Here is a 21,846-nt window from a genome sequence, read left to right on the forward strand (position 1 = left end):
TCGACCTCACCGGACCAGCTGCAGCGGGACCGCGTCGGCCATCGCCTGGTAGCCGGCGTCGTTCAGGTGGATGTGGTCGCCACCGTCGAACTCGGCCCGCAGCTTGCTCGGCGCCTGCGGATCGCGGACCGCCTGGTCGAAGTCGATCACCCCGTCGAACTCGTGGTTGGTGCGGATCCAGGAGTTGACCGCCTGCCGGGTCGCCTCCTTCTCCGGCGTCCAGCCGCCCGGGTTGGACAAGCCCTCGAACGGAGTGATGGTGGCTCCCAGGCTGCGGATGCCCCGTTGGTGCAGCTGGGCGTTGAGCTGCTTCAGCGCCGCGACGACCTGGTCGGTGGTGGCGTTGTCCATCCAGATGTCGTTCACGCCCAGGTGGGTGATCACCACACTCGGCCGGGTCTGGCTGAAGACATCCTCGTTCAGCCGGGCCAGCGCGTTCACGCCGAGCTGCTCGATGCCGTTGGGGGCGCCGAGGATCGGGTCCGGGCTGTCGTGCAGCAGCCGGTTGCCGGCCATGCCGACGTTCAGCACGCCCGGTACGTCGTTGCGCCGGTCGGCGGCGAGCCGCTCGGCGAGCTGGTCGGGCCAGCGGTTGTTGCCATTCAGGGTGCTGAGCAGGCCGTCGGCGATGGAGTCGCCGAGGACGACGATCGCGCCGTCCGCCTCGTCGGTCTGCACGTCGACGCCGGACAGGAACGTCCAGCAGCAGGCCCGCGTGGTGATGTACGGCGTGCCGTCGGTCGCGCCGGTCAGGTCGCCGGGGCCGAAGAAGTTCTGCTGCGTCGACGAGGCGTGCCAGGTGGTCGGCCCGGTCGCGGTCGGGTAGTAGACGCTGATCACCAGCGTGGTCAGATCGGCGACCCGCAGGTTCACCGGATCGCTGAGCAGCTCGGCGCCCTTGTTCATCACCGCTGTCGGCGATCCGCCGAAGGTCAGCGTGCGCTTGGAGGCCGGGTCGAGGTCGGACTGCACCGGCGTCGCGGTGTCGGCCTTGGCCACGGTCGCGGCGCCGATCTGGATCGGCCGGTCGCCGTAGATGTTCGAGAACCGGATCCGCACCCTGTCGCCCCCCACGGACGGCCGGACCACGTAGCGGGCGCTCTGGTTGTTGAGCCCGGTGGCGGTGAAGCCGGTCGCCTCGGCCTTCGAGGTGCCGGCCGACCAGCTGCCGACCCACTCCGACCGGCCCCCGTGCCCGGACGACTCGGACTGGACGGCGCCGGAGCCGGTGAAGACCAGGGCGGACCCGGCCAGCGACACGGCGGCCGCGAGAGCGGCGGATCTGACGGTACTGGGAATGCGCATGGAACAACCCCCCAAATGGGTTGGCGCGCGACGGGCGAGAAATACCCGGCGCGAGTGGCGGTGACGGAAACCTAGTTCCGGATTCCTGACACGTCAACGGCGGTTTTGAATTGGCCGATTGAATTCTTCCGGAACCTGGCCGCGGCGTAATTCTCGAAGTACAGTCCTTCCGGATCGGGAAGGGTGAGGCAGCCATGTCGGTCGATGTCGTGCTGGAGGAGAACCTGGAGCAGTCCGGTTCTTATGTGGTGGCCGCGCTGCGTTTGTTCGAGCGCTACGGCGACGCCGAGGCGATCGTGGCCGGCGACCGCCGGATCAGCTTCGCCGGGCTGCGGGCCCAGGTGCTCGACGTGGCCGCCACCCTGCAGGACCGGGGCGTCGGCCCGGGCACCGGCGTGCTCGTGCTGGCCGGCAACACCCCCGAACTGCCCGCGCTCCAGCTCGCCCTGCACCTGGTCGGCGCGCGGACCATGTGGATCGCGCCGATCGCGGGCCGCCGGGAGATCGAGGCGTTCGCCCGGCTGTCGGACGCGGACGTCTTCGTCTACGACGCGACCACCAAGGCCGTGCTCGGGGAGCGCCTCGCGGTCAGCCTCGGCGTACCGGTGCACTGCCTGGGCGAGGGCGGCCTCGGGCGGAACCTGCTGGTCCCCGCGACGACCGAGTTCGCGCCGGAGCTGCACGATGTCGAGCCGGCCACCTGCCTGCAGACCAGCGGCACGACCGGCGAGCCGAAGCTTGTGCATCACCGCCAGGCGTTCTACGAGCAGATCCTGACGCTGGCCGCCGACTACCTGGCCGCCGGGCTGCCCGTGCTGCGGCACCTGTCGCACTCGCCGATGGCCTTCGCGAGCGGCCAGATCACCAGCTTCTTCAACCTGTTCATGGGCGGCGTGCTGTTCCTCGAGGACGAGTGGGACGCCGGCCGCGCGCTGGCGACGATCGAGCGCGAGCGGATCAACTCCACCTACGTCTCACCGCCGCTGCTCTACCAACTGCTCGACCACCCGGACCTGCCGGCCACCGACGTGAGCAGCCTGTTCATGCTCAACGTCGGCGCCGGCCCCGCCGCCCCGTCCCGGCTGCGGCGGGCGATCGAGCGGTTCGGCCCGGTACTGCGGATCGTGTACGGCCTGAGCGAGGTCATCGTGGTCACCGCCCAGCCGGGGCTGACCGAGGACCCGGACCATCCCGAGCGCCTGCGCTCCTCCGGTACGCCGTACGGCGACGTGCGGGTGGAGATCCGCGACCGCGATGGGAACCCGCTCGCGCCGGGTGAGACCGGGGAGATCTACGCGACCAGCAAGCTCCGCTTCGCCGGGTACTGGGGTCGCCCCGACCTGACCGAGCGCGCGATCGTCGACGGCTGGGTCCGGACCGGCGACCTGGGGTACCTCGACGCCGACGGCTACCTGTACGTGGTGGACCGGGTGCAGGACACGATCGTCACCGGCGCGAGCAACTGGAACGTCTACTGCCGCCCGATCGAGGACCTGCTCCAGGCGCATCCGGGGGTCCGCGCGGCCGCCGTGATCGGCGTACCGGACGAGGCGTACGGCGAGGTCCCGCACGCCTACGTGGTCCGGTACGACGACGCCGAGGTGACCGCGGCGGAGCTGCAGGACCTGGTCCGCGACGAGTTCAACGAGATGTGGATGCCGCGCGGGATCGAGTTCCTCGCCGAGCTGCCGCTGACCTCGGCGCACAAGGTGGACAAGGTCGCCCTACGGTCCGGGTACGCGTCGCGATGAGCCGCCGGTCCGGCCTGATCGCCCTCTTCACCGCGGACGTGGTGTCCGTCCTCGGCAACCGCGTGTCGATGGTGGCGATCCCCTGGCTGGTGCTGATCACCACCGGCAGCCCCGCAAAGATGGGCCTGATCGCCGGCGCCGAGATGCTCCCGTACGTCGTGTCCGGCGTGCTGGCGGCTCCGCTGGCGGACCGGTTCGGGCTGCGCCGGACGTCGATCGTGACGGACCTCGGCAGCGCCGTCGCGATGGCGGCGATCGTGATGACACCGGGTTCGTCGTTCGCCTGGCTCTGCCTGCTGGTCGCGATCGCGGGGACGCTGCGTGGGCTCGGCGACCGGGTCAAGCACGTGATGCTGAAGCCGATGGCCGACGCCGCCGGGGTGCAGATGATCCGGATCACCTCGTCCTACGAGGGGTTCACCCGGACCGCGACGCTCGTCGGCGCACCGCTCGGTGGCCTGCTGATCAGCTGGATCGGGCCGAACAAGGCGATCTGGGTGGACGCGATCTCGTTCCTGGTCTGCGCCGCGCTGGTGGCCGCCCTGGTCCGGCTGCCGCCTGCCGCGGAGGACGCGCCGGCGCCGCCGAAAGAGCCCTACTTCCAGGCGCTACGAGGCGGCTTCAGCTACCTGCGCAGGGACCAGCTGCTGCTCGGCATGATCGTGATGGTCTTCTTCCTGAACGTCTTCAACCAGGCCGGCACGGCGGTCTTCATACCGCTCTGGGTCGAGGAGGTGCTCAAGTCGCCGGCCGCCCTCGGGCTGCTGTTCGGCGGGTTCGCCGCGGGCGCGCTGCTGGGCAACGGGATCTTCATAGTGCTCGGCCCGCGCCTGCCGCAGTACGCGTCGTTCGTGATCGGCGCGGCGATCGGCGGCGCGCCGCGGCTGTTCGCGCTGGGCCTGTCCCATCAGCTCTGGGTGGTCGTCTCGGTCAGCTTCTGCTGCGGCATCGCGAACGCCGCGGTGAACCCGGTGATGGGTGTGACCCTGTACGAACGGGTGCCCGCCGCGCTGCAGACCCGGGTATTCGGCGTGACCGGCGCGATCGCCTTCATCGGCATCCCGATCGGCGGCGTCCTGGCCGGCTGGTCGGCTGCCACCTTCGGCTTGCGGCCCGCCCTCATCGCGTCCGGGATGATCCTGCTGGTGGTCACCCTGGTGCCGGTCTACCGCTGGTGGCGGCACCCGGTCGAGCTCGCCCGCCACCAGTCCCCGGCGTCCGAGGAGGCGGCGTGATCACCGAGGCCACCGACGAGTACTGCCTGGCCGAGGGCGAGTCGGCCAAGCTGCTGGCGGGCCACCCCTGGCGGCGGTTCGCAGTACTGGGTGACAGCGTGGCCGAGGGCCTGTGTGAGCCGGTCGAGGGGTACTCCGAGCTGCAGTGGGCTGACCGGTTGGCAGCTGAGCTGCGGGCGTCCGCGCCGGCACTGGCCTACCTGAACCTCGGCGAGAGCGGGCTCCGGGCGCATGAGATCCGCGCTCGTCAGCTGGCTCCCGCGCTGGCCTTGGAACCGGATCTCGCGCTCGTGGTCGGAGGCGGGAACGACGCCTTCAGCGCTCGGTACGACGCCGACCGCGTGGACGCCGAGCTGGGCGCGATGGTGACCGCCCTCCAGGCGGTCGGGGCGGACGTGATCACGCTCGGGATGTTCGACGTGTCCTACTCCCCCGCGGTCGTCGAGTGGCTCCGCCCCGGCCTCCGCGCCCGCATGGGGACCCTGGCCGGGCGCACCCGCGCGCTGGCCGAGCGCCTGGGCACCATCCACGTCCACCTCACCGACCACCCTCTCTCCACCGACCCCAGCCTCTACAGCACCGACGGCCGCCACGGCAACGCCCGCAGCGACGCCGTCGCCACCGCCGAGACGATCAGACGCCTAGGCGCCCACCTCAGTCACTAGCCCATGCTTCAGAGCCACCTCCTCCACGTCCTTCGGGGTGCCGGTGAAGATGGTGTGGGCGTGCTCGGTGACGAGGTCGACGGGCCAGTTCCACCAGGCCGCGCGGAGTAGGCGGTCGACGTCCTCGTCGTCGTACCGGCGCTTGAGCACCCGGCCCGGGTTGCCGCCGACGACCGAGTACGGCGGCACGTCGGACGTCACCACCGCCCCGGTCGCGATGATCGACCCGTCGCCGATCGTCACGCCGGGCATCACGGTCACGCCGTACCCGATCCAGACGTCGTTGCCGACCACCGTGTCCCCCTTGCGCGGCGCCCCCAGGGCGGGCTCCAGCGTCCGCTCCGCCCAGTCCCCGCCGAAGATGAAGAACGGGTACGCCGAGACGCCGACCAGCGGGTGGTTCGCCGAGGACAGCAGGAAGGTGGCCTTGGCCGCGATCGGGCAGTACCGGCCGATGATCAGCTTCTCCGGCCCGAACGGATACAGCACATTGTTCCGCTCGAAACCGGCCGCATCGTCCGGATCGTCGTAATAGGTGAATTCCCCAATTTGGACATAGGGAACCGTAACAAGAGGTTTCAGGAATACAGTGCGCCGACGATCACTGAACGGGTAGATGACATTTGGGTTGGGCGCACTCGACACCGGCTGCTCCTTCATCTGGTGATCCTCTGATGGTGATTTCCGAACACTGCCGAAATGGCATCACTTCGTCTACAGTCCCGGCATGGCCGACAACGACGCGATTCTGATCTCCGGCGCCACCGGCTGCATCGGCAGCACGCTGGCCCGGTCCCTGCACGCCGACGGACAGCCGCTGGTGCTGTTCGGGCGCAACGCCGAGAACCTGGAGAAGCTCGGCGCGGAACTGCCCGGCGCCCAGGTGCTGGTCGGCGACATCGGCAAGGCGGACACCCTGACGGGCAGCGTGACGTTTCCCGAGCGGCTCGGCGCGGTGGTGCACGCGGCCGGCATCTGCGAGGGCAGACCGTTCAGCGAGAGCGACCCCGCGCTCATCCGCGAGCACCTCGAGGTGAACCTGGTCGGACCGTCCGAGCTGACCCGCCTGGCGCTCCCCGCGCTCCGGGCCGCCCGCGGCAGCGTCGTCCTGGTGAACTCGCTGGTCGGCCTCTACCCGTGGCCCGGCTGGATCGGCTACGCGATGAGCAAGTACGGCCTGCGCGCGTTCGCCGAGACGCTCCGGCTGGAGGAGTTCGACCGTGGCATCCGGGTGACCAGCATCTACGCGAGCCGGGTGGCGACGCCGCTGCAGGCCAAGGTGCACGTCCAGGAGGGCAAGGAGTACGTGCCGGACGAGTGGGTACAGCCCGAGACCATGGCCCGGACCATCCGCTCCGTGCTCGACACCCCGCGCGACGCGGAACTGAAGGACATCACCCTGATGCATCAGAAGTACCCCCGGCCCTGATCAGGCACTTCCGACCAGCAGCGGGCCGGTCACGTGGACAGCCCGCTTGAGGTTCAGGACCTCGCCCTGCTCATGGCAGCCCACCCGCAGGAAGCACCCGTACGCCTTCCGGCCGAACGTGTACGGACCGACGGAGTACGGCACCTCGGCCTGGAGGCGCTCGCCGGTCTCCAGGTTGACGAAGTCCATCGTCAGGCGGTCCGGCCGGACGTAGTCCTGCAGCAGGAAGTCACCCCGGCGGATCGCCTCCTCCAGTCCCTCGCGCCAGGCACCCGGCTCGCACTCGTGCCCCACCAGGACCCCGGCGCCGCCGTACTCGTCGGCTGGTTTGAGGACCAGTTCGGCCCGTCGCTCGGTCGCGTGCTCCAGCAGCTCGGCGGTGATGAGGCGACTCCACGGCACGTGCTGCCGAACGAGCTCCTGGTCCTCCAGGGAGAGCGAGTCGAGGTCGTCCCAGAGCCAGGTGAGCATGATCTTGTTCGCGAGCAGCCAGCCGGCCGAGGACGTGAAGACCTTGGACTCACCAGCCTCGACCGCGGCCTTCAGCGCCGCCTGGCCGGGGTTCTGCGGCATTTCCGTGCAGACGTAGAGCCGGAAGACGGCGTCGACCGGACGACCCTGGTTGTGCAGCCTGCCGTCCTCGTCGGCCCCGAGCCAGTGGACCGGCGCGACGTCCATGTCGATCCCCAGCGCCTGACCCCGCTCGACGAACGGGTCCAGCGACCTGACAATGGCGGGGATGTCGTCGTTGCCCGGGTACTCCCCGTCGGTCCGCATCACCATCGTGAGCCGGTCGCCCTGCCGGAGACCGAGCGTCTGGATGATCGCGTGGTACCTGCCGTCCACCGGCGAGGGCGGCGCCTGGACCGCCACCAGCTGATCCAGGCCGTGCCGCTCGAACAGCTCCAGGAACCGCCCGGAGACCTTCTCGGTGTCCCACACGCAGCCCACCTCGCTGCCGATGTTGAACTCGACGAACTTCGGTACGCCGCCGGCGATCAGGATGTCCGGGCGGCCCGACTGGATCAGGTCGTCGCCGAGCACCTCGTCATCGTCGAGGTACTCGATCAGGCCGTCCGGCGTACCCAGGAGCTTGCGCAGCTCGCCTGCCGTCGACGCACGCCGTAGCCCGGTCTCCAGCAGCAGTTGCAGCAGCCGGTCCATCACCCGGCCGAGCTCGGCGTACTTGTCCTGGTGGATCATCACCGGGCGGAGCGGTCGCCAGGACTTGTTGAAGGTGAGCACACCGCTGAAGACCTTGCTCCAGTCCTCGGCGCCGGCCGCCAGCACGCTGTCCTTGGTCTCCGGCGGCAACTCGTCCCAGTAGTCGAACGAGGTCCGCTGCCAGTCGAAGGTCACGTCAGCTCTCCGTTCACGAGCAGCAGGCCGCCGGTCAGGGCGCCCTGGGTCAGGTTGACGACGCCGCCCGCGCCGGGTGGTGAGAAGCGGGTGAAGACCCCCGCCGGGATCCGGTCGAACAGGTAGGTGGACACGCAGTACGAGACGTCGGCCTCGACCACCTCCCCGGTCTCCGGCTTGAGGAACTGCATCGTCAGCGGATCGGCCTCGATCAGCTCCTGGATGACGTGCGGGCCCTGGGCTGCGTCGAGCGCCTCGGCCCACCCCTCCGTGCTGGTCTGCGGGCCGATGAAGACGCCGTGGCCGCCATAGTCGTCGGTCGGCTTGAAGACGAGGTGCTCGCGCTCGTTGAGCGTCCGCTGCCGCAGCTCCGGTCCGTAGATCCAGGTGCGCGGGATGTGCGCCCGGACGATCTCGGCGTCCTCCTCGGGCAGTTCGTCGAGGTCGTCCCAGAGCCAGGCGAAGATCGTCTTGTTGCTGAGCAGCCAGACTGCGGTCGGCAGGTACATCCGGAAGGTGCCCGCCTTGTTCGCCAGCCGCAGCGCCTGCAGGCCGGGGCTGTCGTTCACGAACGGCGGCACGAACATCCGCCAGACGGCGTCGATCGTCTGCTCCCCGGCCATCAGCCGGCCGTCGGCGTCCTGCTCGACCCACTCGACCGGGTAGACGACCAGGTCGACGCCGAGCTCGCGACCGCGGTCGGCGAATGGCTTCAGCCGGTTGATCATGTAGTTCGGCCGATCCGCGCCCGGGTAGCCGCCGCCGGCGGTGAACAGCATCGCCGTCACCTTGCCCGGCCCGACGTCGGACCGGATCGCGTCGTAGCGGGCGTCGATCGCCGACGGTGGGGCCGCCGCGCCGATCGCCCGGAAGAGCGGCTCCCCGGCGTACACGTCCATCCATCGCTTGATCACGCCGTCGGCATCCAGTACGCCCCCCAGCGCGCTCTCGACGTTGCACTCGACCATCCGCGGAATGCCCTGCTCCAGTAGGAGATCCGAACGGATCGCGTTGATCAGCCGACCGGTCAACGGCTCTGTTTCGTCCAGCAACTGGATCCGGTCGGCCGGCACCTGCAGAACCTGCCGTAGCTCACCGGCGGTCCGGGCCCGGCGGCGGCAGGCGTCCAGGACGAGCTGCGAGACCCGCTGGGTGATGCGGTTCATCTCGTCGTACCCGGCGCGCGTCGCGACCGGTGAGCGGAGCGGGATCCAGTTCTGGCTCTGCAGCGCGACGTCCTCGTAGACCTGCTGCCAGTGCTTGTGGCCGTAGGCAAGCAACTTGTCGCGGACGCCTTCCGACAGCACCGGCCACAGCTCGGCCGCGGATGGTCGTTCGGTCACTGCCGTCCCCCTTCAGTCAGTACGCCGCGAATCGCCTCGAGCAGGTCGTCCCGGCCCGGCTGGACGGCCCGGTCCAGCGCGAGCGCGAAGGGCAGCACCGCACCGTCCGGCCGGGTGACCCGCCGGGGCGGGGCGTCCAGGTCGAACCGTTCGGCTGCCACGGCAAGGACTTCCGCGCCGAACCCGCTGGTCCGGTTCGAGTCGTCGATCACCACCAGCCGCCGGGTCCGGGCCACCGAAGCGGCTAGGCCGTCGACGTCCAGCGGATAGACAGTGCGCGGGTCGAACACCTCCACCGAGGCTTCGCCCGCGAGCTCGTCGGCCACGGCCAGTGCGTCCTGCACAAGGTGGCCCAAGGCAACGACTGTCACGTCGCTGCCGGCCCGGGCGATCCGGCCGAGGCCCAACGGCACCGGGCGCAATGTCGCGAAGTCGACATCGTCCCTGACCCCGAGCGCGCCGGACGGCGCGAAGACCACCACCGGGTCGTCGTCCCGGATCGCCGACAGCAGCAGACCGTATGCGTCGGCCGGAGTGGCCGGCACGACCGTCTTCACCCCCACATGCGCGAACAGGCTGTACGGATGGTCCGAGTGCTGCCCGGCCCACCCGGTCCGCGACCCCGACCCCGGTACGACGTACGTGACCGGCACCTTGCACTGGCCGCCGGTCATCAGCGAGAACTTGTGCGCCTGGTTCGCGATCTGCTCGAACACCAGGAACAGCAGCGACGGGATCTGGAACTCGATCACCGGCCGCAGTCCGGCCAGTGCCGCGCCGGTGGCGAAGTTGGTGAACGCCTGCTCGGACAGCGGCGTGTCCAGCACCCGGTCCGGGCCGAACCGGGTGAACAGCCCGGCGGTCAGGTTCGAAGCGGCCGCCCGGATGTCCTCACCGAGCAGGAAGACGTCCGGGTCCCGGTCCAGCTCGTCACCGAGCGCCCGGTTCAACGCCTTCAGGTAGGACAGTTTGGGCATCAGCGCATCACCTCCGGAGTCCCGGCATCGGCGTGGCGTAGAGGTACTCGAGCGCGGCGGCGGGATCGGGATGGGCACTGCCCAGCGCGATCCCGGCCGCCGCGTCCAGCAGGGCCTCGACCTCGGCATCGACGGCTGTCCGATCCTCGGCAGCCAGCCGTGCGCCCTGTATCTCCACTGGGTCCCGCGACCGCCCAGTGGAGAGTTCCTCGGTCGAGCGATAGTTCAGACGCGCCCGGTGCTCGAACGTGTGGTGCGCGTCGAAGCGATAGGTCCGGCACTCCAGGAAGGTCGGACCCTTGCCGGCCCGGGCCCGGTCCACCGCGGCAGTGGTTGCCGCGAGCACCTTCTCCGGGTCCTGCCCGTCGATGCTGAAGGCCGGGATGCCGAAGGCCTTGGCCCGGCCGGTGATGCTGCCCGCGACCGCGGAGTGCACCGGCATCGTGGTGGCGTAGCCGTTGTTCTCGCAGACGAACAGCACCGGGACGCGCCAGAGCGAGGCCAGGTTGAAGGCCTCCAGCAACATCCCCTCGTTGACCGCGCCGTCGCCGAAGAAGCTGACCGCGACGGTCGACCGGCCGCGCCGGCGCTGCGCCCAGGCGGCGCCGGTGGCGATCGCCCCGGCCGCGCCGACGATGGCGTTCGCGCCGAGGATGCCGAGGCTGAGGTCGGCGGCGTGCATCGAGCCGCCGCGCCCCTTGTTCAGCCCGGACTCCCGGCCCATCAGCTCGGCGAACATCCGGGCCGGATTCACCCCCTTGGCCAGCACGTGGCCGTGTCCCCGGTGCGTGCTGGTGATCAGGTCGTCCGGCCGGAGCGCCGCGCAGACCCCCGCGGCCACGGCCTCCTGACCGACGTACGGGTGGATGCCACCGACGATCTCGCCGGACCGGACGAACTCGATCGCACGCTCCTCGAAGCGGCGGATCAGCCGCACTGTCCGGTAGAGATCGACGGTCGACATGACTCAGCCCTTCACGGCGGCGAGGATCGAGTCCCAGAGCCGGGCCCGGGCCGCGAGCGCGGTGTTGATGGTGTCCGCGCACGCCTCCCACTTGGCGTCGTCGTCACCGCACAGGTCGGTGACCATCTGCATCGCCATCGGGGTGTGCTGCTCGCCGTCCACCTCGATGTGGCGTTCCAGGTAGTCGACGAAGGTGTTGAGCCTGCTCGACCGCTCGTTCACCGCGACCACCTGGGTGAACATGTCCGGGATCAGGTCCTCGCGCCCGAAGGCGAAGGCGGCCGCCTGGCAGTGCACCGGCTGGTTCTCGATGATGTCCCACGTGGTGGCGGCGAAGTCGATCGAGGCCTGCGGGACGCGGGCCTCCTTCAACGAGTCGACGACCGAACCCCCGTTGCGCAGCAGGTCGACCAGCTTCTCGATCGCGGTCGTGTCGGCCCCGGCCTCCTTCATGCCGTCGACGTAGAGCTCGAAGTGGCTGACGAAACCGTCGCCCAGCTCGTCGCTCTCCTCGACCATCACGATGTCGTTGATCAGCCGACGGCTGCTGGTGTGCGCGGTCGGGATCCACGGCACCGTGACGCAGGTCAGCTCGCGCTGCAGCGACTTCAGCAGCGACATGAAGTCCCAGACCGCGAAGACGTGGTGCTCCATGAAGGTGACGAGCGACTCGTGCGTGTCCAGGTTGGCGTAGAGCGGGTGCTGGACGACCTTGTCCCGGGCGTCGCCGACGGCCTTCTCGAGCTGCTCGATGCCCGGGTGGGTCTGACCCCAGTCGTAACGTGACATGTCGTTCTCCTTGTCAGCGATCGGCCCAGAGAGTGGGACAGAAGTCCGGGTCGGCGTAGTCGGGTCGGCCGTCCGGGGTCCGGCGGACCACGGCGTCGTGGTTGTACGCCGCGAGGGTGCCGTCGGAGAGCGGGAACTCCCGGTAGGAGTTGCCGCCGTCCTGCAGGTGCAGCGAGATCGCCCGGCGCGGCCGGTCGCTCACGTTCGCGCCGGACCCGTGGTACGTCCGGCAGTGGTGGAAGTTCAGGTGGCCACGGGGAATGGTGATCGGCACCTTGACCACCTCGACGCCGTTGTACTGCGCGTTCTCCGTCAGCATCTGGTCGAGCTGGGACCGGTCCCGCTCGGCGAAGTGCCGGACCACGGTGTCGTCGGAGCCGATCTCCTGCCACCGGTGGCTGCCGTCGACCATCGTGATGGTGCCCATCTCCGGCGGGCAGTCGTGGAACGGGATGAACGCGGTCAGCATCCGGTCCGACGACGAGGACGACCAGTAGTGCTTGTCGAAGTGCCAGGGCACGATGTTCGACGGCTCCCCCGGCACCGGCGGCTTGTAGATCAGAGTGGATTGGAAGATCCGGATCTCCTCGACCTGGGCCAGCCGGGCCGCGACCGCGCCGATCAGCGGCTTGCGCAGGATCTTCGCCAGTCCGTCGTGCTCGTAGTGCACGTAATCGTTGTGCCGCTGGACATCGCCCTTGGAGGGGTCCCAGTAGGCGAGCTTCGGCGGCCTGGCCGGCAGCTTGCGGTCCCGCTCGCCGGCGTAGTACCGCTCGCTGGCGTTGACGAGTTCGTCGGTCTCGTCGTCGGTGAGCAGCTTCTTCGACAGATACCAGCCGTGCTGCTGGTAGAACGCGACATCCTCGTCCGACGGCAGCAGCGCGATCTCGTCCTCGGACAGCGTGAACTCCAGGGCCGTCATACCTCGACCCCCTGCAGCTCGCGCTCCTTGGCCTCGTACAGCGCCTTGATGTTGCCGCTGCCGAACGTCATCGCGCCACGCCGCTCGATGATCTCGAGGAACAGCGTGCGGCGGACGTGCATCGACTCGGTGAAGATCTGCAGCAGCTGACCCCAGTGGTCCTTGTCGACCAGGATGCCCAGCTCCTCCAGGGATTCCAGCGGCGTCTCCACCTCGCCGACGCGGTCGGGCAGCGCCTTGTAGTACGCCGACGGCGAGGCGAGGAAGTTCACCCCGCGCTCGGACAGCGTGCTGACCGCCTCGACGATGTCGCTGGTGCGCAAGGCGATGTGCTGTACTCCGGCGCCCGCGTGCCAGGTGAGGAAGTCGTTGATCTGGCCCGGCCGGCGGTTGGGATCCGGCTCGATCAGCGTGAAGGTGACGTGCTTCGACGGGCTCTGCACCACCGTCGACTCCATCCCCTGTCCGGCCACCTCGATGTACTCGTCGAAGATCGGCAGGAACCCGAAGACGTTCTGGTAGAAGTCGACCGTCGGCTTCAGCCGGCCCGACGGCACGCAGATGGCCAGGTGGTCGATCTCGCTGAACAGCTTCTCGTCCGGACCACCCGCGGGCTCGGTGATCTGGAACGCGCCCGGCAGGAACTCCCGCCGCGGTCCGTGCCGTTCGACCAGCCGGTGGACCACGTCGCCGAAACCGGCCACCTCCGCGATCACCACGGTGGTCTCCTGCTCGTCCGTGTACGTCACCGGCTCGGCCACGGACTCGGCGCCGCGGGCCAGCAACTCGGTGTAGGCCACGGACGCGTTGTCCACCTCCAGGCCCACGACGGCGACTCCGTCACCGTGCCGCTGCACGTACTCCGCCGCGGGATGGTCGGCGGCCAGCCCCGAGGTCAGCACGATCTGTACGGCGCTCTCCCGCAGCAACAGCGATCGCTGGCCGGCCAGGCCCGTCTCCGGACCAGCCTGGCCGTGGACCTGCAGGCCGAAGGCGTGTCCCAGGTAGAACGCGGCCTGCTTCGCGTCGCCGACGTACATCTCCACGTGGTCGATCCCGTAGATCTCCATCACGATGACTTCACCGGGCCTTCCCCTCACTCTTGATCTCTGTGCTCGGTGGTCCGAACAGCAGGCTGACGTTCTGGCCGCCGAACCCGAACGAGTTCGACAGCGCGTACTCCACGCGCACCTCACGCGGCTCCTTGCGGACGTGGTCCAGCGGGCAGGCCGGATCCGGGTCCTCGAGGTTGTACGTCGGCGGCAGCAGGCCGGCGTTCACCGCCAGCGCACTGGCGGCCGCCTCGACCACGCCGGAGGTGCCGAGCATGTGGCCCGTCAGGGCCTTGGTGGAGCTCACCGCCGGGCTGGATCCGTCGAAGGCCAGGCCGATCGCGACGGACTCCGCGACGTCGCCGAGCTTCGTGCTGGTGCCGTGCGCGTTGACGTAACCGACCTGCTCGGGTCTCACCCGGGCGCTGGCGAAGGCCCTGCGCATACAGTCGGCGGCCCCCGTCCCGTCCGGTCGTGGCGCCGTCGGGTGATGCGCGTCGGCGTTCACTCCGTAGCCCGCGACATCGGCGTACCCGGCAGCGCCCCGGGCGGTGGCGTGCTCGGCGCTCTCCAGCACCAGCAGCGCGCCTCCTTCCGACAGCACGAACCCGTTCCTGCGCAGGTCGAACGGCCTGCTCGCCTGGGTCGGGTCATCCCAGTTCCGGGCGAGCGCCCGGGCGTTGGCAAAGGTCTCCGCGAAGGTCGGGAAGAGCGGCGCCTCGCTCGCGCCGCAGATCACCACATCCACCTCGCCGGTGCGGATCAGCCGTACGCCGTCGGCGATCGCCTGCGCGCCGGACGCGCACGCCGTACCGACTGATGAGGTGTAGCCGCGGAGGCCGAAGCGGATCGCGATCCTTGCCGCGGGCATGTTCGGCAGGATCCCGGTCAGCAGGTAGGGGCTGACGGCCGCGCGACCGCGTTCGGCCCGGGCCAGAACCTGGTTCTCGAGGGTGGCCATGCCGCCCACGCCGCCGACGATCACGCCGATGCGTGCGCGGTCGACGTTCTCGCCGACGACCAGACCGGCATCGGCCAGCGCATCCTCGGCGGTGAGTTGGGCGAGTATCACCGTGCGGTCCATCACCTTGCCGTCAGGGCCGCTCGCGATCGTGCCCGCGTCGAACGGCGGCAGGAAGCCCGCCAGCTCGACCGAGTTCGCGACCGGATGGCCGGCCGGCGGGCGGCTGATGCCGGACTTGCCGTGCAGCAACGCGTCGAAGACGTTTTCCACACCTCGGCCGACCGGGGTGAGCAGGCCCATCCCGGTGATGGTTGCCGCGGTCATCGACGCACCCCGGCTCCGGCCGCCACGCCGTCCAGGCGCTCCTGGCGCAGCGCGACCTTGCGGACCTTCCCCGTCACCGTCACCGGTACGTCGTCCTCGCCGATGACCGCGATCCGCCGGATCGTCGCCGCGACCTCCTCGCCGACGGCGCGGCGTACTGGCTCGGTGCGGTCTGCGGCGGGGTCGGCGTCGGGCGAGAGTTCGAGCAGGACGTCGGTGAGGAAACGGCCGTTCTCCTGGACGATGATCACCGTGCAGTCGAGGACTTCCGGCAGGGCCGCGAGGATGCGCTCCTCCGACATCGACGTGTAGAGCTGCGGTCCCTCGAACCCGGCGACCGCGTCGGGGACCCGGTCCAGGTGGAAGAAGTGCCCGGTCTCGTCGCGGTAGACCAGGTCACCGGTGAGGAACCAGCCGTTCAGCCGGAACTTGTAGGTGTTGACCGAGTCGTTCCAGTAGGCAGGCGACACCGACGGCGACCGGAAGCCGAGCAGGCCCGGGTTGCCCGGCGGGAGTTCCTCGCCACGGCTGTCGAGCACGGTCGCCTCGGCGAACTGGTACGGCTTGCCGATGCACCGGCCGTAGTGCTCGCTGTCGATCGTGTGGGTGACGTGGAACCCGTTGTGTCCCATCTCGCTGGACCCGAGCCCGTCGATGAAGTGCGACCCCGGGACCGTCGTACGGCCTTGGCTGGTGACGGTTTCGCGCGAGCCGACCGCGACCAGCTTGCGGATGTGCGGCTCGTGCGCGCAGTCGCCGGTGTTGAACCACATCCGGACCGAGGCGAGGTCGTGCCGGCTCAGGTCCTCGCGGGCCAGGCCGGCCCAGGTGACCGCGAACCCGTAGACCCCGCGCGGCTTCCACCGCTCGATCTGCCGCAGCAGGTTCGGCGCGTCCTGGCTGGACAGCAGCAGCATCTCGGCCCGGTTGCCGAGCACCTGGTTGACCATCAGGATCGTCGCCGTGTGCGGGATCGGGAGCGCGTTGAGGATCCTGTCGGTGCCCTGCGCCTGCGGCATCGTGAGCAGGTGCTTCAGCGCGGCGTACAAGGTGGTGTGCGTGTGCAGGACGGCTTTCGGCACGCCGGTCGTCCCCGAGGTGTGGGTGATGACGACCGGATCGTCCTGGTGGTGCCGGTAGTGCTCGGGCGCCGCGGCCGGATCGCCGGTGCCGAGGTCCTTCGGCTCGGCCAGGATCGGCGCCCCGCTGAGCTTCTCCCGATGCTCGGCATCAGCCAGTACGCCGGTGACGCGCAGGCGGCGGATGTACTCCTCCGCGATGGCCGGGGCCATCTTGCCGTTCATCAGCGCGGGGATCGCGCCGACCCGGGTGAGCGCGAGGAAGCTCAGCACGATGTCCGCGGCCTCCGTCGCCCAGATCGCGACCACGTCCCGGCCACCGATGCCGTGCTCCCGCAACCACGCCGTACGGGCCTGGACGCGCTCGTCGAGCTCGCCCAGCGTGAGCGGGTGCTCGGCCGGGAAATGGTCGACCGCGGTGTCGAAGGTCAACCCCGGCCCCTGCAGCTCGGCGCCGTGGGCGATCACGGTCGCCAGCACGTTGCCCGCACCGATGGCCGGGTCGGCGGCTAGCTGGGCCCTGAGACTTTTCATGACGGATCTCCCCCACTTACCAACAGGGCCACGGCGGTGTCGCCGGCGGCCGCTTGTTCGACGAGTACGACGAGGACGTCGTCCGCGTCGCCGTCCGCGATCAGGAGTGCTGCCTGGTCGAGCCCGGTACGCCGCGCGTCGGTGGTCGGGCTCAGGCAAACGACCGGTCCGCGCAATCCCCAGCGGGCTGCGACATAGCCGGCCACGCTGTTCGGCACAGACTGGAAGAAGTAGAGCGGGCCGACTCGTTTGCCGTCGGCAACCGCGGCGCGGACGTGCTCGGCGCTGGCCCGATCACCGGTCCGGCTGACGAGCACGATCCCGGTCCGTTCGCCTTGCTGCAAAGGCGGTTCGCCGAACCAGGGCTTCAGGCAACCATCAGCCACGGCGGCAACGAGCGGGCTGAACGATGACCCGACGAAACCGGGCAGTGGCGGAGGCCCTGCCAGCGCGTCGTCAGCCGACTGCGGCCAGTGACTGTCCGTGACCATGCGGGGTTCAGGAATTCCGGCGAGGCGGTTCATCCAGCACGCACCAGCAGGGCCGTGTCCGCGCCGCCGAAGGCGGCATTCAAAGTCAGCCCGTACTGCGCTGTGGCCGGCCTGGGGGCATCCAGGATCAGATCCAGCGGGCAGTCCGGATCGGCCGTGGTGAATCCGGCGTTCACCGGCAACTTGCCGGCGCGCAGGGCCAGCACGGTGAGCACGAGTTCGAGCAGTCCGGAGGCTTCCAGGGCGTGACCATGCACGGCCTTCGTCGAACTGACGGGGACATCCGCCTCGAACACGCTGCGGATCGCGGCCGCCTCGGAGGCATCACTGAAGCTGGTTCCGGTGGCGTTGGCGTTGATGTAGCCGACGACCTCGGGCGGGAGATCCGCCTTGCGGAGTGCGGCGGTCATCGCGGCCGCGAGCCCACGGCCGTCAGGGGCCGGTTGGCACGGGTGATAGGCGTCGCCCGCACGGCCCCATCCAACGATCTCCGCTTGGCCTTCACCAGCTTGGAGAACCACCGCGACCATGCCGTCACCGAGGAGCAAGCCCTTGCGGTCAAGGCTGAACGGGCGGACCACACCGTCGTCCGAGAGCGCTCGGCCCGCGTCGAACAAGGCGTACTGATCCGCCTCGACCAGGTAGCCGGCTGCCACCACGATCCGGTTCGCGTAGCCCCCGCGGATCAGCGCGGCCCCGTCGGCGACCGCAGTACTGGCTGAGACGCAGGCGCTGGTGTAGATGCGGGTGGCTCGCGACGCCAGGCCGCGAACGCCGGCGCGGCCGTGAACCGCCAGGAACAAAGGGGTTGTGGCTCGTTGTGCCGCGTTGAGACCGGCCTCCGCGCAGGCGCCGGTGATCGCGTCGAGCATCTCCTCCTCCAGCGAGCGGACATCCGCGGCCGTCGCTGCGCGGTGGACCCGCCGATTGGTGGTGTCGAAGCGCTGAACCTCGGTGAAGGCGGCCGCGCCGGGCAGCGCCGCCGCGAGTTGCGCCTCGGCACCCCGGCCGAGAGCGCTCAGCACCGAGAGCCCGGTGATCGAGACCGGTCGCGGGTCAGCCATGGCCCGGGATCACCTCCGCGAGCACGGCGACGGCATCGCCGATGGTCCTGATCCGGTCCAGCTGGTCGTCGTCGAGCTCGATCATGTAGCGCTGCTCGACCTGATGCACCAGCCAGGCCAGCTCCATCGAGTCGATCCGTTCCCGGACCTCCCCCGCGGGCCGGTCACCCAGCGCCGCCAGCCAGTCCACGATCTCCGCCCGTCCAGGCGACCCAGGGACGGACGGCGACTGCACCGACGCGACCGACGGCGAGGCGGGCGACGGCGAGGCGGGCGACGGCGAGGTGACCGCCGGCGGCGGGGTGATGGAGGGGTGCGGGGCGGACGAGTTCATCAGACCTGCTGCGCGACCCGGCCGGCCACCGCGGTGGTGAACTCGCCGACCGTCATCAGGGCCAGCTCCTCGGACTCGTCGTCGGAGAAGCGCACCCCGAACCGGTCCTCCACCCGGACCGACAGGTCGGCCAGCGCCAGCGACTCCAGATCCACCCCGGCCGGGCCGAGGGTGGTGTCGTCGTCGATGCCCTCGGTGTCGTAGTTCATGTCCTGCAACTGCGCGAGGACGAACTCGCGAACCTCTTCCCTCATCGGGATACCTTCTTTCTGTGGAAGAACGTCCGGGATCCGGTCCGGAGCCCGTGCACGTCTGGGTGAAGCCTGTCGACGGTGACCAGCGGTCGGCCGCACACGCCCTGCTGCTCGCGCTCGCCGCCACCCTCGTCGGCGGCGAGCCGGTACTGCGGCACGACGAAGCCGGCCGCCCGCACGTGGACGGCCTGTGGGTGAGCGTCAGTCACGGGCACGATCTGGTCGCGGCCGCCGCGAGCGCCGCCGGTCCGGTCGGCGTCGACGTCGAGAACCGCCGGTCCTTCGAGGTCGCGGGCCTCGCCAAGCGCTGGTTCGACCCGGCCGAGCTGGCCTGGATGGCCGCTCAACCCGACGAGGTCGAGGCGTTCCTGCGGTTGTGGACGGCGAAGGAAGCCGTCGGCAAGGCACTCGGCCGCGGTCTGCGCGGCTCGGGTCTTCGCCGATTGATGCCCCTCCCGCCAGAACCCCTCGCTCCGGCGGGCCCCCTGCCTCCGCCGGAATCCGTCCACTCGCGGGAACCCCTCGACTCGCCGCCCCCCGATGCGGGCACCCAGACCGGTGGCCCTCTGACCGGCGGCCTGGTGCCCTCCGAACCCACCCTGGCGCTGCTCTACCTGACCCTGCACGCTGATGCCGTGCTCGCGGTCGCAGTACCGGCTGGTGTCCGGTCCGTGGAGGTCTGCGAGCATCACGGCACTGCCTTGCGCAGTACGGTGACGTCGCGGACCAGCTTCCCGGTGGTTGTCCGTGGCAACTGATCGACCAGCCGCACGCTCCGCGGCCGCTTGTACGACGCGAGCTGCTGGGCCAGGTCGGCCTCGATCCGGGCGACGGTGCGCGGCTCGTTGAGCTGCAGGTAGGCGGTGATCCCGCCGTCGAAGACGACGACCGCCGCCTCCACGCCGCGCAACGTGCCGAGCGTGTACTCCACCTCGGTCAGGTCCACCTTCAGCCCGCCGACAGACACCTGCGAGTCGAGCCGCCCCTTGATACTGACGAGCCCGGTCTCGGGGTCGACCACCCCCGCGTCCTTGGTCCGCAGCCACCCATCGGCCCAGCGCGCCGGATCCGACAGCCCGAGGTACGGCGACTCCGGCCGGCGAATGTGCAGTTCCCCGTCGACAGCCCGTACTTCGATGCCGGGCGCGGGCAAGATCGCCGGGCGGTGGCGGCCGAACAGGTCGGTGCCGATGACCCCGACCTCGGTCATCCCGTACATGTTGCCGAGCGGGACCTGGAACTTCTCCTCGAACGCTCGCGAGATCGCGGCAGGCACGAGTTCGCCACCGGTCGTCATCCGCTTGAACTGCGGCAGCGGCGGCGGCTCGTTGACCGAGGCAAGCAGGCCGATGTGGAACGGCACTCCCAGCACGGTGGCGGGGCTGTCGTCGCTAGCGATCGCCTGCACGATCGCGTCACCGGTCAACCGCGCGGGCGGGACCAGCGTCACGCCGGCGTGCAGGCCGTACAGCAGGCCGCCGACCAGACCGAGCACGTGCACCATCGAGGGCAGCAGGATGACCCGCTCGCCGCGCTGCGGAACCCCGTCGATCCGGGTGTACCGCAGTACCTCCTCGACCAGGTCCTCGGCAGTCCGGCCGATCACCTTCGACGGCCCGGTCGAGCCTGAACTGAGCTGGACCACCGCGTGCGAGGTATTCGCCGGGTGACCGGAGTAGCTGGCCACGTCGGTGTCGATCTCGACGAACGTGCGCAGCCCTGAACCGACCGGCCGCTCGGGCGACACCACGACCTGCGGAACCAGCCGTTCGATCGCCCGGCGGACCTCGTAGTCGGTCAGCCGGTGATCCAGCAGGATCGCCTGGCCGCCACTGCGCCAAACCGCCAGCAAATGCGTGATGAATGCCATTGACGGGGGCAACCGCAATGCGGCGGCACCACCCGGGCGGAAGCCCGATTCCGCCAGTTCGGATTGCCGGTCCCGGACCAGCCGGCGCAGCATTCCACGATCAATGGGAGTAGGGAGATGGAAGCAGACGTCGCTCGCCGGTCCGGCCAGCAGAACGTCGTCGACCCACTGGGCACCCATAGTGGTTCCGGGCACCACGACAGTACCGTCCATGGTCATCCGAGCTCCGAAGTTCGCCTTGAACACAAAGGATTCAGAGCACCAGCACCCCCACCAAGGCCTGGCGATGAGGCGACGATACGACACGACCAGACGGTCCCGCTACGGACCGAAAGTGACGACTCCACTACCCTTCGCAATGCGCTCCGGATCGCTTAACATTTGGCGAAAAATGAGCGATGCTGCTCCGTTCAACAACGGCCCGGAGTCAAACAATCACCGCCCAGTCAAACCGGTCGCCGCGCTATCATCGGTTAGGAATTGCCCTCCCTCAGGGTGGCCGCACAGGGTTTCCCGCGTAGACTTCAAATCAGCGTTTTGCGGGCTATTCCGGAAAGATCAGCAGAATTTTCTTGAGATTTCTGCGGCCCCGCCCGGCGGCGCGCCCTTCGCGGGGCTGCAGAGTGCCCTCCGCGGGCTCGAGCCCACCACTGGCACCCTGTCCGGCGGCTGGCGCCTTACAGAGCCTGTTGAGAAATGGGCGTGGCGGTGGTGTGGGTAACCGGGTGGGCGTTCGAGTATTGGGTATGGCGAATTCGTATCGGCCGGTTGATCGTGATCAGGCGTTCTTGTTGCCGCCGAACATGGCGGACTGGTTGCCAGAGGGTCATCTGGCGTGGTTCGTGATCGATGCGGTCAAGGAGATGGACACGGCGGCGTTCCATGCCGGCCGGGCCCGCAGTGGGCAGGGCCGGGCGGCTTATGACCCGGACATGTTGGTGACGTTGCTGTTGTATGCCTATGCGCACAAGGTGCATTCGTCGCGGCAGATCGAGCGGTTGTGCACGGTGGATGTGGCGTTCCGGGTGATCTGCGCCCAAGACGTGCCTGATCACAGCACGATCTCGACGTTCCGCCGCGAGCACGAAGCCGCGTTCAAGGCCTTGTTCGAGCAGGTGTTGATGCTGTGTGCGCGGGCGGG

At 69.5% G+C, this 21,846-nt stretch carries 22 protein-coding genes; 6 read left to right on the plus strand and 16 right to left on the minus strand.

The genetic code is table 11. The features are described from left to right. Nucleotides 1-6: 6 nt before the first annotated feature. Nucleotides 7-1,305 (minus strand): SGNH/GDSL hydrolase family protein, encoded by a 1,299-nt coding sequence (locus EV648_RS30525; protein ID WP_132298570.1) that lies wholly within the window; start codon nucleotides 1,303-1,305, stop codon nucleotides 7-9. Nucleotides 1,306-1,499: 194 nt separating this feature from the next. On the opposite strand from EV648_RS30525, the gene EV648_RS30530 reads away from it, so the two are divergent. Genes EV648_RS30530 through EV648_RS30540 form a run of 3 tightly spaced genes read left to right on the plus strand, consistent with a single transcriptional unit; the run spans nucleotide 1,500 to nucleotide 4,956 of the window. Next, nucleotides 1,500-3,056, plus strand: coding sequence for a class I adenylate-forming enzyme family protein (locus EV648_RS30530; protein WP_132298571.1), 1,557 nt, complete (start codon nucleotides 1,500-1,502; stop codon nucleotides 3,054-3,056). Next, complete coding sequence (locus EV648_RS30535) at nucleotides 3,053-4,291, plus strand: MFS transporter (RefSeq protein WP_132298572.1); 1,239 nt, start codon at nucleotides 3,053-3,055, stop codon at nucleotides 4,289-4,291. The genes EV648_RS30530 and EV648_RS30535 overlap by 4 nt, the downstream gene beginning before the upstream one ends. Further along, nucleotides 4,288-4,956, plus strand: a complete 669-nt coding sequence (locus EV648_RS30540) for an SGNH/GDSL hydrolase family protein (protein WP_132298573.1) — start codon at nucleotides 4,288-4,290, stop codon at nucleotides 4,954-4,956. The genes EV648_RS30535 and EV648_RS30540 overlap by 4 nt, the downstream gene beginning before the upstream one ends. Here the strand turns inward: EV648_RS30540 and EV648_RS44960 are convergent. Next, the gene (locus EV648_RS44960) at nucleotides 4,933-5,616 is read right to left on the minus strand and encodes a CatB-related O-acetyltransferase (protein ID WP_132298574.1); all 684 of its coding nucleotides are present in this window, start codon (nucleotides 5,614-5,616) and stop codon (nucleotides 4,933-4,935) included. The two genes, EV648_RS30540 and EV648_RS44960, sit on opposite strands and share 24 nt — an antisense overlap. Before the next feature lie 67 nt (nucleotides 5,617-5,683). Here EV648_RS44960 and EV648_RS30550 point away from each other — a divergent pair, with 67 nt between their 5' ends. Then, nucleotides 5,684-6,385, plus strand: coding sequence for an SDR family NAD(P)-dependent oxidoreductase (locus tag EV648_RS30550; protein WP_132298575.1), 702 nt, complete (start codon nucleotides 5,684-5,686; stop codon nucleotides 6,383-6,385). Here the strand turns inward: EV648_RS30550 and EV648_RS30555 are convergent, their stop codons facing one another. The 13 genes from EV648_RS30555 to EV648_RS30615 are packed head-to-tail and all read right to left on the minus strand — an operon-like array spanning nucleotide 6,386 to nucleotide 18,835. Continuing rightward, nucleotides 6,386-7,744: a hypothetical protein gene (locus EV648_RS30555; protein ID WP_132298576.1), complete on the minus strand. Its 1,359-nt coding sequence runs from the start codon at nucleotides 7,742-7,744 to the stop codon at nucleotides 6,386-6,388. Then, nucleotides 7,741-9,087, minus strand: a complete 1,347-nt coding sequence (locus EV648_RS30560; protein ID WP_132298577.1) for a hypothetical protein — start codon at nucleotides 9,085-9,087, stop codon at nucleotides 7,741-7,743. The genes EV648_RS30555 and EV648_RS30560 overlap by 4 nt, the downstream gene beginning before the upstream one ends. Then, nucleotides 9,084-10,064: an alpha-ketoacid dehydrogenase subunit beta gene (locus EV648_RS30565; protein ID WP_132298578.1), complete on the minus strand. Its 981-nt coding sequence runs from the start codon at nucleotides 10,062-10,064 to the stop codon at nucleotides 9,084-9,086. Before EV648_RS30565 ends, EV648_RS30560 begins: the two co-directional genes overlap by 4 nt. 7 nt (nucleotides 10,065-10,071) lie before the next feature. Beyond that, nucleotides 10,072-11,028 carry a thiamine pyrophosphate-dependent dehydrogenase E1 component subunit alpha gene (locus EV648_RS30570; protein ID WP_132298579.1) on the minus strand — a complete coding sequence of 319 codons (957 nt, stop codon included), beginning with the start codon at nucleotides 11,026-11,028 and terminating at the stop codon, nucleotides 10,072-10,074. Between the two features lie 3 nt (nucleotides 11,029-11,031). Next, on the minus strand, nucleotides 11,032-11,817 hold the full coding sequence (locus EV648_RS30575) for a DUF3050 domain-containing protein (RefSeq protein WP_132298580.1): 786 nt from the start codon (nucleotides 11,815-11,817) through the stop codon (nucleotides 11,032-11,034). 13 nt (nucleotides 11,818-11,830) lie between these two features. Beyond that, a complete protein-coding gene (locus tag EV648_RS30580) occupies nucleotides 11,831-12,739 on the minus strand; it encodes a phytanoyl-CoA dioxygenase family protein (RefSeq protein ID WP_132298581.1) in 909 nt (302 codons plus the stop codon). Continuing rightward, a complete protein-coding gene (gene hppD / locus EV648_RS30585; protein ID WP_132298582.1) occupies nucleotides 12,736-13,809 on the minus strand; it encodes a 4-hydroxyphenylpyruvate dioxygenase in 1,074 nt (357 codons plus the stop codon). The genes EV648_RS30580 and hppD overlap by 4 nt, the downstream gene beginning before the upstream one ends. Nucleotides 13,810-13,819: 10 nt before the next feature. Continuing rightward, nucleotides 13,820-15,079, minus strand: a complete 1,260-nt coding sequence (locus tag EV648_RS30590) for a beta-ketoacyl synthase (RefSeq protein ID WP_132298583.1) — start codon at nucleotides 15,077-15,079, stop codon at nucleotides 13,820-13,822. Then, complete coding sequence (locus tag EV648_RS30595; protein ID WP_132298584.1) at nucleotides 15,076-16,692, minus strand: class I adenylate-forming enzyme family protein; 1,617 nt, start codon at nucleotides 16,690-16,692, stop codon at nucleotides 15,076-15,078. The genes EV648_RS30590 and EV648_RS30595 overlap by 4 nt, the downstream gene beginning before the upstream one ends. Then, on the minus strand, nucleotides 16,689-17,183 hold the full coding sequence (locus tag EV648_RS30600) for a beta-ketoacyl synthase chain length factor (RefSeq protein ID WP_241995726.1): 495 nt from the start codon (nucleotides 17,181-17,183) through the stop codon (nucleotides 16,689-16,691). The genes EV648_RS30595 and EV648_RS30600 overlap by 4 nt, the downstream gene beginning before the upstream one ends. Nucleotides 17,184-17,212: 29 nt before the next feature. Continuing rightward, nucleotides 17,213-18,247, minus strand: coding sequence for a beta-ketoacyl synthase N-terminal-like domain-containing protein (locus tag EV648_RS30605; protein WP_132298586.1), 1,035 nt, complete (start codon nucleotides 18,245-18,247; stop codon nucleotides 17,213-17,215). Continuing rightward, a complete protein-coding gene (locus EV648_RS44355) occupies nucleotides 18,240-18,581 on the minus strand; it encodes an acyl carrier protein (protein WP_241995728.1) in 342 nt (113 codons plus the stop codon). The genes EV648_RS30605 and EV648_RS44355 overlap by 8 nt, the downstream gene beginning before the upstream one ends. Beyond that, nucleotides 18,581-18,835, minus strand: a complete 255-nt coding sequence (locus EV648_RS30615) for an acyl carrier protein (protein WP_132190667.1) — start codon at nucleotides 18,833-18,835, stop codon at nucleotides 18,581-18,583. Before EV648_RS30615 ends, EV648_RS44355 begins: the two co-directional genes overlap by 1 nt. Nucleotides 18,836-18,852: 17 nt before the next feature. Here EV648_RS30615 and EV648_RS30620 point away from each other — a divergent pair, with 17 nt between their 5' ends. Then, nucleotides 18,853-19,593, plus strand: coding sequence for a 4'-phosphopantetheinyl transferase superfamily protein (locus EV648_RS30620; RefSeq protein ID WP_132298587.1), 741 nt, complete (start codon nucleotides 18,853-18,855; stop codon nucleotides 19,591-19,593). Here EV648_RS30620 and EV648_RS30625 read toward each other — a convergent pair. Further along, a complete protein-coding gene (locus EV648_RS30625) occupies nucleotides 19,524-20,924 on the minus strand; it encodes a class I adenylate-forming enzyme family protein (protein WP_199234898.1) in 1,401 nt (466 codons plus the stop codon). The two genes, EV648_RS30620 and EV648_RS30625, sit on opposite strands and share 70 nt — an antisense overlap. Nucleotides 20,925-21,418: 494 nt before the next feature. On the opposite strand from EV648_RS30625, the gene EV648_RS30630 reads away from it, so the two are divergent. Next, a partial coding sequence (locus EV648_RS30630) for a transposase (RefSeq protein ID WP_132298588.1) occupies nucleotides 21,419-21,846 on the plus strand: 428 nt, incomplete at its 3' end.

Origin of the sequence: Kribbella sp. VKM Ac-2568, from assembly GCF_004345365.1 — a bacterium.
Taxonomy (GTDB): domain Bacteria; phylum Actinomycetota; class Actinomycetes; order Propionibacteriales; family Kribbellaceae; genus Kribbella; species Kribbella orskensis.

Coding starts and splice junctions, on each gene's coding strand:
- EV648_RS30525 (WP_132298570.1), bottom strand. CDS start 1,305: ATGCGCATTCCCAGTACCGTCAGATCCGCCGCTCTCGCGGCCGCCGTG.
- EV648_RS30530 (WP_132298571.1), top strand. CDS start 1,500: ATGTCGGTCGATGTCGTGCTGGAGGAGAACCTGGAGCAGTCCGGTTCT.
- EV648_RS30535 (WP_132298572.1), top strand. CDS start 3,053: ATGAGCCGCCGGTCCGGCCTGATCGCCCTCTTCACCGCGGACGTGGTG.
- EV648_RS44960 (WP_132298574.1), bottom strand. CDS start 5,616: ATGAAGGAGCAGCCGGTGTCGAGTGCGCCCAACCCAAATGTCATCTAC.
- EV648_RS30550 (WP_132298575.1), top strand. CDS start 5,684: ATGGCCGACAACGACGCGATTCTGATCTCCGGCGCCACCGGCTGCATC.
- EV648_RS30565 (WP_132298578.1), bottom strand. CDS start 10,064: ATGCCCAAACTGTCCTACCTGAAGGCGTTGAACCGGGCGCTCGGTGAC.
- EV648_RS30570 (WP_132298579.1), bottom strand. CDS start 11,028: ATGTCGACCGTCGATCTCTACCGGACAGTGCGGCTGATCCGCCGCTTC.
- EV648_RS30575 (WP_132298580.1), bottom strand. CDS start 11,817: ATGTCACGTTACGACTGGGGTCAGACCCACCCGGGCATCGAGCAGCTC.
- EV648_RS30580 (WP_132298581.1), bottom strand. CDS start 12,739: ATGACGGCCCTGGAGTTCACGCTGTCCGAGGACGAGATCGCGCTGCTG.
- hppD (WP_132298582.1), bottom strand. CDS start 13,809: ATGGAGATCTACGGGATCGACCACGTGGAGATGTACGTCGGCGACGCG.
- EV648_RS30590 (WP_132298583.1), bottom strand. CDS start 15,079: ATGACCGCGGCAACCATCACCGGGATGGGCCTGCTCACCCCGGTCGGC.
- EV648_RS30595 (WP_132298584.1), bottom strand. CDS start 16,692: ATGAAAAGTCTCAGGGCCCAGCTAGCCGCCGACCCGGCCATCGGTGCG.
- EV648_RS30600 (WP_241995726.1), bottom strand. CDS start 17,183: ATGGTCACGGACAGTCACTGGCCGCAGTCGGCTGACGACGCGCTGGCA.
- EV648_RS30605 (WP_132298586.1), bottom strand. CDS start 18,247: ATGGCTGACCCGCGACCGGTCTCGATCACCGGGCTCTCGGTGCTGAGC.
- EV648_RS44355 (WP_241995728.1), bottom strand. CDS start 18,581: ATGAACTCGTCCGCCCCGCACCCCTCCATCACCCCGCCGCCGGCGGTC.
- EV648_RS30615 (WP_132190667.1), bottom strand. CDS start 18,835: ATGAGGGAAGAGGTTCGCGAGTTCGTCCTCGCGCAGTTGCAGGACATG.
- EV648_RS30625 (WP_199234898.1), bottom strand. CDS start 20,924: ATGACCATGGACGGTACTGTCGTGGTGCCCGGAACCACTATGGGTGCC.